At 60.1% G+C, this 13,945-nt stretch carries 15 protein-coding genes and 1 pseudogene; 13 read left to right on the top strand and 3 right to left on the bottom strand.

All coding sequences use genetic code 11. The annotated features are described in order from the left end of the window. Positions 1 to 23: 23 nt before the first annotated feature. On the top strand, positions 24 to 1,013 hold the full coding sequence (locus tag ACVINW_RS24220; RefSeq protein WP_456753622.1) for a phage tail protein: 990 nt from the start codon (positions 24 to 26) through the stop codon (positions 1,011 to 1,013). Here the strand turns inward: ACVINW_RS24220 and ACVINW_RS24225 are convergent. Beyond that, positions 1,010 to 1,630: an SGNH/GDSL hydrolase family protein gene (locus ACVINW_RS24225; protein WP_456753623.1), complete on the bottom strand. Its 621-nt coding sequence runs from the start codon at positions 1,628 to 1,630 to the stop codon at positions 1,010 to 1,012. The two genes, ACVINW_RS24220 and ACVINW_RS24225, sit on opposite strands and share 4 nt — an antisense overlap. A gap of 68 nt (positions 1,631 to 1,698) precedes the next feature. Here ACVINW_RS24225 and ACVINW_RS24230 point away from each other — a divergent pair, with 68 nt between their 5' ends. From ACVINW_RS24230 to ACVINW_RS24265, 8 genes are all read left to right on the top strand, one after another. Beyond that, positions 1,699 to 2,403 (top strand): hypothetical protein, encoded by a 705-nt coding sequence (locus ACVINW_RS24230; protein WP_456753624.1) that lies wholly within the window; start codon positions 1,699 to 1,701, stop codon positions 2,401 to 2,403. A gap of 2 nt (positions 2,404 to 2,405) precedes the next feature. Further along, entirely contained in the window at positions 2,406 to 2,762 is a 357-nt protein-coding gene (locus tag ACVINW_RS24235) for a hypothetical protein (RefSeq protein ID WP_456753625.1), read from the top strand. Positions 2,763 to 2,771: 9 nt separating this feature from the next. Continuing rightward, positions 2,772 to 3,149, top strand: coding sequence for a hypothetical protein (locus tag ACVINW_RS24240; RefSeq protein ID WP_456753626.1), 378 nt, complete (start codon positions 2,772 to 2,774; stop codon positions 3,147 to 3,149). 4 nt (positions 3,150 to 3,153) lie between these two features. Continuing rightward, entirely contained in the window at positions 3,154 to 3,447 is a 294-nt protein-coding gene (locus ACVINW_RS24245) for a hypothetical protein (RefSeq protein ID WP_456753627.1), read from the top strand. An 87-nt stretch (positions 3,448 to 3,534) separates the two neighbouring features. Further along, positions 3,535 to 3,963, top strand: coding sequence for a GNAT family N-acetyltransferase (locus ACVINW_RS24250; protein WP_456753628.1), 429 nt, complete (start codon positions 3,535 to 3,537; stop codon positions 3,961 to 3,963). A gap of 329 nt (positions 3,964 to 4,292) precedes the next feature. Further along, positions 4,293 to 5,450 carry an acyl-CoA dehydrogenase family protein gene (locus ACVINW_RS24255; RefSeq protein WP_456756484.1) on the top strand — a complete coding sequence of 386 codons (1,158 nt, stop codon included), beginning with the start codon at positions 4,293 to 4,295 and terminating at the stop codon, positions 5,448 to 5,450. Between the two features lie 10 nt (positions 5,451 to 5,460). After that, the gene (locus ACVINW_RS24260; protein ID WP_456753629.1) at positions 5,461 to 6,015 is read left to right on the top strand and encodes a flavin reductase family protein; all 555 of its coding nucleotides are present in this window, start codon (positions 5,461 to 5,463) and stop codon (positions 6,013 to 6,015) included. Next, on the top strand, positions 6,012 to 6,695 hold the full coding sequence (locus ACVINW_RS24265; RefSeq protein ID WP_456753630.1) for a TetR/AcrR family transcriptional regulator: 684 nt from the start codon (positions 6,012 to 6,014) through the stop codon (positions 6,693 to 6,695). The genes ACVINW_RS24260 and ACVINW_RS24265 overlap by 4 nt, the downstream gene beginning before the upstream one ends. A 6-nt stretch (positions 6,696 to 6,701) precedes the next feature. Here the strand turns inward: ACVINW_RS24265 and ACVINW_RS24270 are convergent, their stop codons facing one another. After that, positions 6,702 to 7,577 (bottom strand): polysaccharide deacetylase family protein, encoded by an 876-nt coding sequence (locus tag ACVINW_RS24270; protein WP_456756485.1) that lies wholly within the window; start codon positions 7,575 to 7,577, stop codon positions 6,702 to 6,704. Positions 7,578 to 7,593: 16 nt separating this feature from the next. Beyond that, entirely contained in the window at positions 7,594 to 8,691 is a 1,098-nt protein-coding gene (locus ACVINW_RS24275) for an LLM class flavin-dependent oxidoreductase (protein ID WP_456756486.1), read from the bottom strand. A 167-nt stretch (positions 8,692 to 8,858) separates the two neighbouring features. On the opposite strand from ACVINW_RS24275, the gene ACVINW_RS24280 reads away from it, so the two are divergent. The 4 genes and pseudogenes from ACVINW_RS24280 to ACVINW_RS24295 all read left to right on the top strand — a co-directional run bounded on the left by ACVINW_RS24280 (position 8,859) and on the right by ACVINW_RS24295 (position 13,926). After that, positions 8,859 to 9,734 carry an FAD binding domain-containing protein gene (locus tag ACVINW_RS24280; protein WP_456753631.1) on the top strand — a complete coding sequence of 292 codons (876 nt, stop codon included), beginning with the start codon at positions 8,859 to 8,861 and terminating at the stop codon, positions 9,732 to 9,734. Continuing rightward, positions 9,731 to 10,216, top strand: coding sequence for a (2Fe-2S)-binding protein (locus ACVINW_RS24285; protein WP_456753632.1), 486 nt, complete (start codon positions 9,731 to 9,733; stop codon positions 10,214 to 10,216). The genes ACVINW_RS24280 and ACVINW_RS24285 overlap by 4 nt, the downstream gene beginning before the upstream one ends. Further along, positions 10,213 to 12,604, top strand: a pseudogene (locus ACVINW_RS24290) (xanthine dehydrogenase family protein molybdopterin-binding subunit). The gene ACVINW_RS24285 and the pseudogene ACVINW_RS24290 overlap by 4 nt, the downstream one beginning before the upstream one ends. A 68-nt stretch (positions 12,605 to 12,672) precedes the next feature. Continuing rightward, complete coding sequence (locus ACVINW_RS24295) at positions 12,673 to 13,926, top strand: ABC transporter substrate-binding protein (RefSeq protein WP_456753633.1); 1,254 nt, start codon at positions 12,673 to 12,675, stop codon at positions 13,924 to 13,926. The last annotated feature ends 19 nt before the right edge of the window (positions 13,927 to 13,945 follow it).

Below are 13,945 nucleotides of genomic sequence, written 5' to 3' on the forward strand. Positions count from 1 at the left end.
GAATTTCAACAAGGGAACGTATCATGACGCTCTTCAAATGGTCGCGGGTTGCGGCCTCGGATGCGACCGCTGACAGCTCGATCAATTGGCAGGAAGGTCAGGCGCCGTCGAGTGTCAACGACTCCGCGCGCGCAATGATGGCGGCGACCGCCAAGTATCGCGACGACATCGCCGGCGCGATCGTCACGAGCGGATCTAGCACATCTTATGCGTTATCGAGCTACCAGCAATTCGACAGCTTCACGAACATGAACGGTGCGATGATTGCCTTCGCGCCGCACATCACAAACGGCGGGACATCCGTCATCAACGTGGATGGGCTAGGTGCCCGTCCGCTGAGAACCGGACCCGGTGTCGAACTGCAGGCCGGCGTCATCATCCAGGGTACGCCGTACGCTGCGACCTACAACAACTCCGACGCGGTCTGGTACCTGCATGGCTTTTTCGGCAATCCGTACAACGTGCCGCTTGCGGCAGGCATGGACTACTGGGCTCCCACTGCGCCGAACAGCTCCTTTGTTTTCCCAATCGGACAGGCCATTTCGCGCACGACGTATGCGACGCTGTTTTCGCTCTTTGGAACACTTTACGGGGCTGGCGATGGTTCGACCACATTCAATCTGCCAGACAAGCGTGGGCGAGCTTCAGTTGCAGCAGACGCCGGCGCTGGGCGCATTTCGGGGGCCAGCTTCGGCAGTGTGGCTCTTAGTGGAACGGGTGGGGTCGAAACACAAACTCTTGTTACGGCAAACCTACCACCCTACTCCCCTTCTGGATCGGTATCCAGCACAAGTTCTACTACTGTCGGCGTGTCAATTATTTTCCAACCTTCGTCCGGGTCTACACCACAACTTTTGGCGCCGGTGAATGGTGGCAACGCAGGGAATAGCGCGACTTCTGTTGCCGTCACCACATCATCAGTCTTTAGCGGGAACCCTCAGGGAGGAACGAGCACACCATTGTCCAACGTCCAACCCTCGATTGTTTGTAACTACATCATGCGGGTCATTTAACAGCCCAAAGCGGATTTGAGCCGAGTCAGGATGGTATTGAGCCATACGGCTTGCGCCGTAGGGGTAAGGTGCACTCCGTCAATCGTTTTTCGGTCGAGGATCGAGATCGGAGATCGAATGTCGATAAACTGTCGGCCGGCGTAACCCTGGATGATCTGGTTTATTTCAGTAGACGATTTGGCGTCGAATTGCTCGGCCGCGACGCCAGATTCAAGAGGAGGGATACCTGCAAACAGAACGACATCAGAGCGTGCGCTTATCGCCTTTGAGAGAAAGCGATAACGGTCTGGAAATTCGACGATGCTTTCCGGAGTTGAATCGTTAGTTCCAATCCCAATGACAAAGGCCGCGGCCTTGAGATCGAGGCGTCTGATAGCAAGTGCATATTGATAAGTGGTTGCGCCGCCTATGCCCGCATTCACGACACGGTGCCCGCAGACTTCGGCTGGCAACAAGGCAGACTCGACGATGCTGTCGCCGCCAAAAACGATAGGTGATGGTCCGGCCTGTGCAAGCTGGCTCCGGATGGCGAACAATCTGGCTTCTAGGTGATCGTGCGCGCTAGCGGTAGATGTCGACAGCGCGAGGATCAACATTAGGATGCGGAACATGCGCATTACTACCACTACCATCCTTAAGAGAGCAACCTAAGCCGCCTACGGGCGGCTTCTTCTTTGGAGATATCATGATTGATCTCGTTGCCCTAAAGGTGGCAAATGCGGTTCGCTGGACAAAAGGAGAGCCGACTAGAAATTTCTCTGTTGCTGCTAAGAAGCTCATCGGTCCCGATGCAAAGGTCCGTTATCAGGCAGTCTCAGCCAAGACCGGCGTTCCCTGGTTCTTCATCGCGGTCGTGCATGAGCGGGAGGCTTCCCAGAACTGGAACACCCAGCTTGGGCAGGGTGACCCGCTCGGAAGCGTCTCGATCCACGTTCCGAAGGGAAGAGGCCCGTTCAAGACCTGGGAGGACGGCGCCTATGATGCACTGGTTAATTGCGCTCCCTACGCCGCCAGAAACAAGGACTGGTCGATCGGTGGCACGCTGACGATGCTCGAACAATATAACGGGCTCGGCTATGCCGCCCGCGGCAAGCCATCGCCATATATCTGGTCCGGCACTGACCAATACGTGTCGGGCAAGTACGTCCGGGATGGGGTCTACGATCCCAACGTAGTGGACCGCCAGCTAGGCTGCGCAGGTCTGTTGTTCGCGATGATGCAGCTCGATCCAACGATCACATTCTCCGGGGCGAAGACTATCCCCGCAAAAGGGCCGCCTACGCCGGCAGCGAAACCGCCCCCGGGCGCTCCGTCCATCACTACTCCCGCCAAAGGCTCCATCGGAGCCTTTTTTGTTGCTCTATTCAAATCTCTCTTCGGAAGGAAATGACGATGCTCTGGCTTTTCCTGATTTTGCCCGGACTGCTCTGCGCGTATTTCATTTTGCTGCGACCGATTCTGCACGCGATTCCCGCCCTCAAGTCCTTCTACGATGAGGCCGATACATTCTGGGGCAAGGCCTGGGCGCTGACCGGACGATCGGTGACGGTGGCGTGGAGCCTGTTCCTGACCGGTGTGGGAGCTGTCTTTCAGTGGCTTGATCCAATCGCCTCCGCCTTTGGCGATCCCGACCTTAAGGCCCAGGTCATGGAGGCGTTGAAGGACAATCCTCGATATCTCGCTTACACGATGATCGGAATATCGACGATTACGATCGTCGCGCGGCTGCGGTCGGTGGGAAAGAGCTGATCGATGTGGATGGCCATTCTTTCCTTCCTTGGTGGTCCGGTCATCAAGGGCCTGATCGATGCTTATCAGGCCAAGCTGAAAGCCGGCAACATCGACAGCAAGATCGCTGCCGATCTGGCTGCAGGCGAGATCGCAGCACAGAGCGCCGAGATACAGGCGCAAGGTCAACTCAAGATCGCCGAGATCGGCCACCCCTGGGAGCCCGAGAAACTAGCCTTCTACGTGACATTGGTTTTCTTTGCCAAATGCGTCATCTGGGACAAGGTTCTTGGTCTTGGCACCACGCCGCAGCTTACGGGCGACGTAAGCACTTGGGCCGGCATGATCATGGGCTTCTATTTTGGAAAGCGCACGTTCGAGAATGTCGCACGCATCATTCGACGGTGACGGGATGCACGAGGCTGATGTCAAAGCAATCGTGATGGAAACGCTGATCGAACAAGATCGGGTGCGAAGGAGCGATATCGACGCCGTAGTGGTCAAGACTATTGCGACTGTCTTGACTTCATTCGGCTTTGAAGAGGGAGACCGACGCGAGCTGCGCGCGGATTTTCAGCACCTCCGGCGTTGGCGACGAAGCGTCGAGCAGGCGCAGAGTTATACCTTCAAAGCGGTCATTACCGTGATCGCTACTGGCTTTGTCGGCGCGATTTGGTTGGGCATCAAGGCCACGCTCGGGAAATAACTCGCCTTGGCCCCGCGTTCGAGGACAGACGTCCCATATCGTGGATCTAGGCGGCTCAGCTGGCAATATGACTCTCGAGGTGCGGTAATGTATCGGATACGTGAGGTTGATCCGCAGGAGGATGAAATCGAAGATTCGCTTGTCGAGCTTCATCGGCTGACTTTTTGCGACGGGACCCGCGTGCCTGACTTCGAGCAGGGATATTGGTGGATCGCATTCCGAGGAGCCAGTCCGATCGCATTCGCGGGCGTCGTGCCTTCAACACATGTCACAAATGCTGGATATCTGTGTCGGGTCGGCGTCGCTATGCCGCACTGCGGTCATGGTCTGCAACTGCGCCTTACACGCGCGTTGGAAGCGCGAGGGCGGCGGGCCGGCTGGAAAACGATCGTCTCGGATACGACCGACAACTGTATCTCGGCCAATAACTTTATCAGGCTGGGGTATCGGCTCTTCGACCCCGTCGCGCCGTGGGCGTGGCAGCACTCGCTGTATTGGCGGAAGGATCTTGTCTAGCCTCTGTGCGGTGGGCGAACTGATAATATGCAATGACGTGGAGCGCCCGGTGGCCGAATAGGCCGCCGGGCGCTTTTGCGTTCCCGGGCCGCAACTGCACGGTTCGGCGAGCGGCTGTTGCCGCAACCGCGATCCCCGATCGTTGATTTAGCCGGATGTAGCCTTGCGCGCCTTGATCTCTGGTGATCGAACGATAAACTAAGCCGCACAGCTCGATCGCACGCGCAAAACGTCCTGGAGATCGAACGAAGGAAGAGACCATGGTGGAGGTTGGCCGCGGGCTCGACGCGAAGGTGCCGCCAGGCCCAGACGTAGAGCGCTGTGCTGTCATGGTTGCGCGGGCCATGGCGCTTGTTCCGGCCTTGCGTGAGCGGGCGCAGCGAACTGAAGAGTTGCGCCGCCTGCCGCCGGAGACCGAACGAGAACTGCAGGATAGTGGCCTTTTCCGGATCCTGCAGCCCAAGCGCTTCGGAGGCAGCGAACTCGACTATGTTGCCTTGGTCGATTGCGCCGACGCGCTGGGGCAGGGCGATGCTTCGGTTGCCTGGAACTTTGCCAATCTTGCAAGTCATCACTGGATGCTGGGGATGTTCGCGCCCGAGGCGCAGGCTGCGGTGTGGGGCGAAAATCCAGAAGCGCTGATCGCGTCTTCCTTTGTCTTCCCGGCGGGCCGTGCCAGGAAGACAACTGGCGGATATGTGCTGACCGGCCATTGGCCGTTCTCGTCCGGCGTGGAAGCCTGCGGATGGAACATGCTTGCGAGCGTGGTTGCCTCGGATGATGAGGCCGACGGTGTCGAGTATCGGCTATTCCTGTTGAACCGACGGGATTACAGCATCGACGATACCTGGAATGCGGCTGGCCTGCGCGGAACTGGATCGAACGATGTGCGGGTGGCCGACGCATTCGTTCCCGAGCATATGACGGTGGCCGTCAGCGATCTTGCCGGAGGTGCGACACCAGGCAGCGTCGTCAATTCGAATGCACTTTACAAGCTTCCGGTCTTTTCGTTGTTTCCCTACGTGCTGTCCGGAGTCGGACTGGGAAACTCTCAGGCCTGTCTTGACGATTATGTCGAGATCGCGCGACACCGCGCATCGACATACAACCGGGCCAAGATCGGGGACCTGCAGAGCACACAGATCAAGATCGCCGAGGCGTCGGCGAAGATAGATGCCGCGCGGCTTATCATGCGTGCGAACTGCGTTGAAGTGCTAGCGCAAGTCCGGCGCGGCGAGATCCCGAGTATTGCACAAAAGACGAAGCTGCGGCGCGATGGGGCGTTCACGGTCAATCTGTGTACTGAAGCGGTGTCGCTTCTGTTTGCCGCGAGCGGGGCACGCAGCCTGTTCACCTCTGGGGCGCTGCAGCGTCAATTCCGCGATGCGCATGCGGTAAACGCTCATCTCGCCTTCAATTTTGATGCGGCGGGCACCAATTATGGGCGGGTGGCTCTCGGGCTGCCGTCTGAAAACCTGACACTCTGAGCCTCGCTGGATGTCCGACTCACCCAAACATCCAACGGATCCGGCCAATGAGCTCGCAACCGGCAGTTCGACGATCGACCCGCGTGACTTCCGCAATGCGCTCGGTACGTTTGCGACCGGTGTGACGATCGTCACCGCGATGTCTGCCGAAGGACGGCCGTACGGTATCACATGCAATTCATTCGCGTCAGTGTCGCTCAACCCGCCGCTCGTGCTGTGGAGCCTGGGTATTTTCTCGCAGGGGCTGCCGATCTTCCAGAATGCCACTCATTTCACGGTCAACGTGCTTGGCGCGTCCCAGCAGGCGCTGGCGACGCAGTTTGCCAGATCGTCGGGTGACAAGTTCGCCGGAGTGAGCTGGACGGCAGGTCTCGGGAACGCTCCCGTGCTGGCCGATGTGGTTGCGAATTTTCAATGCCGTGCGGCCAACCGCTACTACGGTGGCGATCACGTTATTTTCCTGGGAGCGGTCGAGGCATACGCGTACAACCGGAACAATCCGCTGTTGTTCGCGCACGGAGCTTTCGGCCGGTTCCTGGCAGACGATGGTAGCAAGCCATCATGAATCGAACGTCGGCCAAGCGAGTTCAAGTCAAGCAGAGGCGACTATCAGCCGACGATCGCCGCAGTGAATTCGTCGCCAAGGCAACCGAGCTCTTTGCGGAGGAGGGATTTGGCGGCGGCACGCGTACGCTCGCTCGCAAGCTCGGTGTGACGCAGCCGCTGCTTTATCGATACTTTCCAAGCAAGGACGATCTCATCAAGGAGGTTTACCGCAAGGTATATCTTGAACCGCTTGAAATCGGCTGGGAGAAATTGCTGTCGGATCGGTCGCGACCGCTCCGCGTGCGGCTGCAGGAATTCTACGAGATCTATACGGACGCGATCTTCAACCGGAAGTGGCTAAGGATCTATCTTTATTCGGGCCTGAAAGGTCTGGATATCAATCGGTGGTATGTTGGCATGGTCAAGGACAAGATCCTGACTCGTATCCTCAGGGAATGCCGTCACGAGGCCGGCCTTGCGACGCAAAGTAAACCCACCGCCGCCGAGCTGGAGCTGGCCTGGGTGTTCCACGGCGGCATCTTCTACTATGGCGTACGCAAGTACATCTACGAGGCGCCTGTCCTGGAGGATAAGGCGCAGATGATCAGTGATGCGCTGGATATCTTTCTCGCGGGATTTGAGAGGATGGCGGAAGTCGCAACCGACCGTCGACGGGCGCCGATCAAGGTCGTCGGCTGAACCGCTCTATGTCGTCGCCATCTGGCCCCGATACCAATCGCCGATCTCGCTTGCCGTCATCAGCGCTACGGCGTCGTGACCGACCACGTAATCGAGCAAGGCTTCAAGGTACTTGATTCGATGTGGTACCCCGGTGATGTAGGGATGCACCGATATTGCCATGATCCGCGCGTTCTCTGCGCCTTCGAGATACAGCCGATCGAACTGATCGGTGCAGCGCGTCAGGAACTGCTCCGACGGAAGATGCTGTAGCGCGTGAATGACGATGTCATTGGTCTCAACGGAATATGGAATCGTCGTTACGATTCCGTGCGGCGTGGCGATATCCTGCGGCAGATCGTCCATCACCCAGTCCGCCACGTATTCGATCCCGTTGAGACGCAGGAGATCGAGCGTCTCCTCGGTCTCGGTCAAGCCCGGGCTTTCCCATGATCGCGGTGCCTTGCCGGTGAATTCTGCAATGGTGTCGACCGCGCGCTTGATTGCATCCGCCTGGTTCTCCAGCTTGTGCATCGGGCCCTGGACAAATCCATGACCCATGAATTCGAACCCGGCCTCGAGCGCTGCCGACGCCACGCGCGGATAGCTGTTGCAGACGTTGGCATTCGCTGCGAGCGTCACCGGTATCTTTCGATCGGTGAATGCCTTGAATTGACGCCAGAAGCCGGCGCGCATACCGTATTCATGCCAGGACCAATTCGGCACGTCAGGCAGCAGGGGCTGGCCCATTGGTGGGCTCAGCACGGTACGCGGCATCGCATTTCCGATGCGCCATTCCTCGACATTGAGGATAAACCAGACGGCAAGCTTCTTGCCGCCAGGCAGCGTCAGTTTCGGCCGGTCGACCTGTGCCTGGTACGGAATGCGATCAGTAAAGGCCATGTCGGAACTCCCTGGATCACGCTGCTGATCCGGCGCCTGCGGCATTAATGCGTGGCATGACCTTCTCGGCCATCAGGATCATCGATTGACGACCAAGCTCGCGATCCTTCCAGTCCTTGCCGGCATAGAGCAGAGTTCCGAAGGGGCCGGTTTCCTCCTGGAACGCGAGTAGTTGATCGGTCACGCTTTCGGGTGTGCCGTAGATGATCAGCTTGTCGCAGATCGAATCCAGCGTAATTTCAGCATCTGGTTGGTCGCGCCGTGTCTTGAACAGCTCGAGCCGTCCGCTGCGTTTCAGTTTCGTGAACAGCTGATGATAATAGTAGACATAGGGGCTGTCCGATGACGTGGCATAGGCCCGCGCAGTTGCAGCGTCCTTTGCCACGAACACGCTCTTGGCAACGCGCCAATTGGCGATGTTCGCGGTCCGGTCCACGCGCTCGCACCCCTCTACATATTTAGGCCAATGGCTCTTCACCCAGGCGGGCATCAGGAAGTTTGCCGAGATCGGATCCCAGCCGCGTGCCGCGGCTTCCGTGACGCCCTTTGAGAACGGCGCAACCGCGGTCACTACGATCGGCGGGTGCGGGGTCTGCAGGGGACGCGCTACGATTCCTTGGCCGATATCCTCGATCAGAGTCTTCTTGACCGAGACATTCCAGTACTTGCCTTGCAAATCATAGGGCGGCTTGCCGGCCCAGATATCGAGAACCTGATTGATGGCTTCGAGGAACATTGCATTGCGATCGGCATCGAGATTGCCGAAGATTTCCGCGTCTGACAGCAAGCCGCCGGGACTTATGCCAAATATGAAACGGCCATCGAGCATGTGATCGAGCATGGCGACGGATGCGGCGACGGTTGCCGGATGGGTGTTCGGCATGTTGATGGTGCCGGTTCCAAGCTTGATCTGTTTGGTCGCGGCCGCGAGCCAGGCGATGAAGGCGATGCTGGATGTGATGTTCTCGGCCTTGTCGGTGAGATGCTCACCGACATAGGCCTCGCTGTACCCGAGCTCGTCGGCGAGCAGGAACGCTTCACGATCCTCCCGGAGCGATTGCCGCCAATCCTTATCGAGAGGATGGATCGGCATCGTAAAGAACCCGAGCTTCATGATCCGCCTCCCTGCGTTGGACTTTATTTGGCTAGGAACCTGCGTCCATCCCGCTACGAAGACAAGTCCCGCCGAGCAAATAATCACTCGATAAACAAACTTGACCTTTGATCGGGGCGGCCCTCTAATCGGGCAAACCAAAATTGGGCCCGGGAGGCCACGCCCACATGAAAGCTGCGGCTTTCGCCTACGCCCGCGCGACCAGCGTCGTGAATGCGCTGGAGCTGCTTGCCGCGCATGGCGACAGGGCGAAGGTTCTGTCGGGTGGCCAGAGCCTGATGCCGGCGATGAATCTGCGGCTGTTATCCCCGGACATTCTGGTCGATATCGGTGGCCTTGCCGAGTTGCGCGGCGTCGCGGTGAGGGGAGATCTGCTGGTCATTGGCGCGCTGACCCGGCATGTCGACCTGCTCAATTCGCCGGAGGTTGCGCTGCACGCTCCGCTGCTGCGCGATGCGGTTGCGCAAGTTGCTCATCCCGCAATTCGTAATCGGGGAACGATCGGCGGCAGCCTGGCCCATGCCGATCCTGCGTCGGAGCTGCCGGCCTGCGTTGTTGTGCTTGACGCCTCGATCGTTGTTCGCGGGCCTCGCGGCGAGCGCCGGATTTCTGCCACCGCATTTTTCAACGGCATCTACGACACGGCGCTGGCGCCGGACGAATTGCTGGTCGCGGTCGAGGTGCCGGTCGCAGGGCTCGGCGCGGCATTTTTCTTTCACGAATATGCCCGGCGGCATGGTGACTATGCGCTCGTTGGTCTCGCCGCTCGCGCTGTGATCGCGGGCGATCGGTTCGCGGAGCTTCGGCTCGGCTACTTTGCGGTTGGTGATCGGCCGCTGCTCGCAGCGGCCGCCGACAAATTGATCAATGTATCCGTGACCCCAGCCTTGCTCGCGGAGGCAACGGCCGCTTTGGCCGACGAACTCAATCCGCAGGAAGATCAGCAGGCCAGCCCGGCCATGCGCCGACATCTCGCCGCGGTCTTGCTCCGGCGCTGCGTGGCCGCGTTGCTCGCGCGACCCGAACTCGGGGTGACCTCGTGAACGCTCCGATACCGGTCTCGCTGTTGGTCAACGGCGAAGCCGTCGATGCATTCGTCTTGCCGCGGCTCAGTCTTGCTGACTTCCTGCGGGAAAACCTGAAGCTGACCGGAACTCACGTCGGTTGCGAGCACGGCGTGTGTGGTGCCTGCACGGTCCGGATCGACGGTGAGATCGTTCGCTCCTGCCTGATGCTGGCGGTCCAGGCGCAGAGCGCCTCAGTCGAGACGATCGAGGGGCTGTCCGACAGCGGCGAAATCGCCGATCTTCAGGCGGCCTTTCGCGCGCGCAATGCTTTGCAGTGCGGTTATTGCACGCCCGGGATGCTGATGACAGCGCAGGACCTGCTGAAGCATACCCTCATGCCTGATCGCCAAGCGATCCGCGAGCACCTATCCGGCAATTATTGCCGCTGCACCGGCTATCAGGCCATTGTGGACGCAGTGGAGGCGACAGCCAGGACGCGCGCGGAGCGGTCGGCATGACGGTGACACCTGCGCCAGCAGAAACGCTTTCGGTGCTCGATCGCCCGAATTCCTATATCGGCAAGACGGTGCCACGGCCGAACCTCGACCGGCTGCTGCAAGGGCGCGGGCAATATGTCAGCGACCTGGAATTGCCGCGGATGGCGCACGCGGTTTTCCTGCGATCACCGTATGCCCACGCCAGGATCGTGGCGATCGATGTCGACGCAGCCAGGCGCATGCCCGGCGTCACTTCCATCGTCACGGGGCGTGAGCTTGAGGCTGTCATCACGCCGTGGGTCGGCGTGCTCTCGCATTTGAAGGGACTGAAATCGGCGCCGCAACACGCGATCGCGGTCGACCGGGTCTGCTGGCAGGGGGAGGCCGTTGCGGCGATCGTGGCAAGTAGCCGCGCGGCGGCTGAAGATGCCATGGAGCATATCTCCGTCGACTACGAGGAGCTCGAGGCAGTCACGGACATGCGCACGGCGCTCGATCCGGCAACCCCGGTCATCCACCCCTCGCTCGGCGACAATCTTGCCTTCGAGCGAACGCTCGAGGCCGGCGGCGTCGACCATGCCTTGTCGGAGTCCGAGGTGGTCGAGGCCGATTTCGTCTTCGGGCGCCACACCGGCGTGACGCTCGAACCGCGGGCCGTTGTTGCCGACTGGAATGCGGCCGAGGCGCGGCTCACGATCTATCAGGGTACGCAGGCGCCCCATATGGTGCAGAACATCGCGGGCCCTGCATCTCGGATTGAGGGAGGCGCAGGTCCGGGTGGTCTGCAAGGATGTCGGCGGCTCGTTCGGCGTCAAGGTCCACATTTACGCCGACGAAATGGCGACCTACGCACTGGCCAAGCTGCTGCGGCGGCCGATCAAATTCGTGGCCGACCGCGTCGAAAGCTTCAACACGGACATTCACGCCCGCGATCACCGATGCCGGGGACGGATCGGCGTCAGGCCGGACGGCACCATCACGGCTTTCGAGATCGACGACCTGACGGGGATCGGGCCCTATTCGATGTACCCGCGCACCAGCGCCATCGAGGCCAACCAGGTGGTCAACCTTGTCGGTGGCCCCTATGTCACACCGAACTATCGGGCGCGGGCGCGGGTCGTCTTCCAGAACAAGAACGTGATGTGCCAGTACCGGGCGGTCGGGCACCCGATCGCCTGTTCGGTCACCGAAGGCCTGGTCGATCTTGCCGCAGCCAAGATCGGCATGGACCCCGTTGAGATCCGCCGGCGCAATTTGATTCCCGACGATGCCTATCCCTGTGCATCGCCTTCCGGCATGAAGTTCGAACAGCTTTCGCATCACGCCTCGCTGGCCAAGCTCCTCCAGATGATGGACTACGACGGATTGCGCGCCGAACAAGCGGACTTGCGCGCCGGGAATGTGCATCGCGGCATCGGAATCGCCAGCTTCATCGAGGTGACCAATCCCAGTGCTGCCTTTTACGGCGTCGGTGGCGCGAAAATCTCGTCGCAGGATGGTGTCGCGGTCAGGCTCGACGCGCAGGGATCGGTGATCTGCCAGACCAGCATTACCGAGCAGGGGCAAGGGTCGGAATCGCTGACCGCCCAGATCGTGGGCAGCGTGCTTGGTGTCTCGATGGACCGGGTCCGCGTGACCCTGGGCGACACCGACCATACGCCATATGGCGGCGGCACCTGGGCTTCGCGCGGCGCCGGCATCGGCGGCGAAGCCGCGTTGCAGGCAGCTAAGGTTCTGCGCCGGAATATTCTCGATGTCGCGGCTGCCATCCTGCAATCGACGCCGGCCGGCCTCGATATCGTCAACAACAGCATCGTCAATGCCAGCGACGGCGTGCCACGCATGGAGCTGAACGAGCTGGCGCGGATCGTTTATTTCCGGCCAGACACCCTTCCGCCCGGGATCCAGCCCGAGTTGATGGCGACCCGGCATTTCGTTCCGCGCCAGTATCCCTTTGCATTCACCAACGGCGTGCAGGCCTCATGGCTCGAGGTCGACACCGACACCGGGTTCGTGACGCTGCTCAAGCACTGGGTTGTCGAAGACTGCGGAACCATCATCAACCCGCAACTGGTCGATGAGCAGATCCGGGGTGGGGTCGTGCAAGGGCTCGGCGCGGCGCTGTTCGAGAAGTGCATCTATGACGAACGCGGTCAGCTGACCAACGCCAACATGGCGGATTACCTGGTCCCGATGTCCGGCGAGATGCCAGATATCGAGATCGGACACGTGGTGTCTCCGACGCAAGAATCCGAGCTGGGAGCCAAAGGGGCGGGTGAGGCGGGCACGGCTGGCGCGGCAGCTGCGGTCGCCAATGCGGTTAACGACGCGCTGCGGCCGTTTGGCACGATAATTACCGAGATTCCGCTGACGCCCCGGGTTATTCTGACGGCCTTGGGACGAATCTGAGGTGGAGAAGTTTCGGGCAAGGACAATACGCTAAGCAAAACACAGACAGTTCTTGGGGAGGAATAGTCATGACGAGCAAGGTCACCAAAGCCGGATCGGTATCGCGGCGTCGTCTGCTGACGACGGCAAGTGCCGGCGCCGCTCTCGCCGTCTCACCGTTGCGCATCAATCTGCTGCGGGCCGAGGAAGCTCCCATCAAGGTCGGCTTCCCCGTTCCCTTGACCGGCCCGTATGGTGCCGAGGCGCAGGACCAGGTGCGGGCTGGCCAGCTTGCCATCGCCCAGTTCAATGACGCCGGCGGTCTCAACGGCCGCAAGGCCGAACTCGTCGTGCGCGACGACAAGCTCAATCCTGGTGAAGCGGCGACGCGGACACTGGAGTTGGTCGAGAAGGAGAAGGTGAATTTCGTCGTCGGCAGCCTGTCGGCCGCGGTTCAGCTCGCGATCAACAACGTCACCAAGGAGCGCGGCGTCATCTTCAATTCGATCAGCCAGTCGGACGCCATCAATGAGGCGGCGGACTTCAGCAAGTACACCTTCCACGAGGCGTTGAACCCGCATATGACGTCGGGCGCGGTCGGCCGTTACGCCTTCGCTAAATTTGGCAAGAAGGTTGCGTTCCTTACCGCGGACTACGCCTATGGCCACGAGATGGTTCGCGGCTTCCTCGAGGTCGGCAAAGAATTTAACATCGAGAATCTCGGTGATATCCGCCATCCGCTGGGAACGACGGACTTCTCCACGCTGCTGCCTCGTCTTCAGGCGCTGAAGCCCGATATTCTCTTCATCAGCAATTTCGGACGGGACCAGCAGATCGCCCTGAAGCAGGCGACCGATTTCGGCATCAAGAAATCGATCCAGATCATCGCGCCGCTGCTGTCGCATGCCAGCCGCGTCGCAGCGGGCCCGCAGGCATTCGACGGCGTCGTCGGCGGCTGCTCGTTCTACTGGGGCATCGAGGACAAGTTCGCTTCCACCAAGGCGTTCAACGAAGCTTTCCGCAAGATGTACGACGGCAAGTTGCCGACCGATTATGGCGCGCTCGGCTATGGTGGCGTCCGGACAGTGCTTGAGGCGGTCAAGAGCGCGGGCAGCGTGGAGACCGACAAGGTCGTCGCGGCATTGGAAGCCCTGAAGTACGATTATTACAAGGGACCGCAATACTACCGCAAATGCGATCATCAGTCAGTGCAATCGGTGCTCGTGATCAAGTCGAAGTCCAAGGACATGAAGAACGAGTCCGATGTGTTCGAGGTCCTTTCGACCGAAGAGCCCAACGAGAAGTACCTGCGCAGCTGCGAAGCCCTTGGTCACAAAAGCTGAGCGATACGACGACGCGCGC

The sequence above is a fragment of the Bradyrhizobium sp. USDA 4461 genome (assembly GCF_054055655.1).

Excerpts from the sequence above, each read along its gene's own strand:
- ACVINW_RS24295 (WP_456753633.1), top strand. The coding sequence starts at position 12,673 with ATGACGAGCAAGGTCACCAAAGCCGGATCGGTATCGCGGCGTCGTCTG.
- ACVINW_RS24235 (WP_456753625.1), top strand. The coding sequence starts at position 2,406 with ATGCTCTGGCTTTTCCTGATTTTGCCCGGACTGCTCTGCGCGTATTTC.
- ACVINW_RS24250 (WP_456753628.1), top strand. The coding sequence starts at position 3,535 with ATGTATCGGATACGTGAGGTTGATCCGCAGGAGGATGAAATCGAAGAT.
- ACVINW_RS24230 (WP_456753624.1), top strand. The coding sequence starts at position 1,699 with ATGATTGATCTCGTTGCCCTAAAGGTGGCAAATGCGGTTCGCTGGACA.
- ACVINW_RS24260 (WP_456753629.1), top strand. The coding sequence starts at position 5,461 with ATGTCCGACTCACCCAAACATCCAACGGATCCGGCCAATGAGCTCGCA.
- ACVINW_RS24245 (WP_456753627.1), top strand. The coding sequence starts at position 3,154 with ATGCACGAGGCTGATGTCAAAGCAATCGTGATGGAAACGCTGATCGAA.
- ACVINW_RS24275 (WP_456756486.1), bottom strand. The coding sequence starts at position 8,691 with ATGAAGCTCGGGTTCTTTACGATGCCGATCCATCCTCTCGATAAGGAT.
- ACVINW_RS24265 (WP_456753630.1), top strand. The coding sequence starts at position 6,012 with ATGAATCGAACGTCGGCCAAGCGAGTTCAAGTCAAGCAGAGGCGACTA.
- ACVINW_RS24220 (WP_456753622.1), top strand. The coding sequence starts at position 24 with ATGACGCTCTTCAAATGGTCGCGGGTTGCGGCCTCGGATGCGACCGCT.
- ACVINW_RS24255 (WP_456756484.1), top strand. The coding sequence starts at position 4,293 with ATGGTTGCGCGGGCCATGGCGCTTGTTCCGGCCTTGCGTGAGCGGGCG.
- ACVINW_RS24240 (WP_456753626.1), top strand. The coding sequence starts at position 2,772 with ATGGCCATTCTTTCCTTCCTTGGTGGTCCGGTCATCAAGGGCCTGATC.
- ACVINW_RS24270 (WP_456756485.1), bottom strand. The coding sequence starts at position 7,577 with ATGGCCTTTACTGATCGCATTCCGTACCAGGCACAGGTCGACCGGCCG.
- ACVINW_RS24225 (WP_456753623.1), bottom strand. The coding sequence starts at position 1,630 with ATGCGCATGTTCCGCATCCTAATGTTGATCCTCGCGCTGTCGACATCT.
- ACVINW_RS24280 (WP_456753631.1), top strand. The coding sequence starts at position 8,859 with ATGAAAGCTGCGGCTTTCGCCTACGCCCGCGCGACCAGCGTCGTGAAT.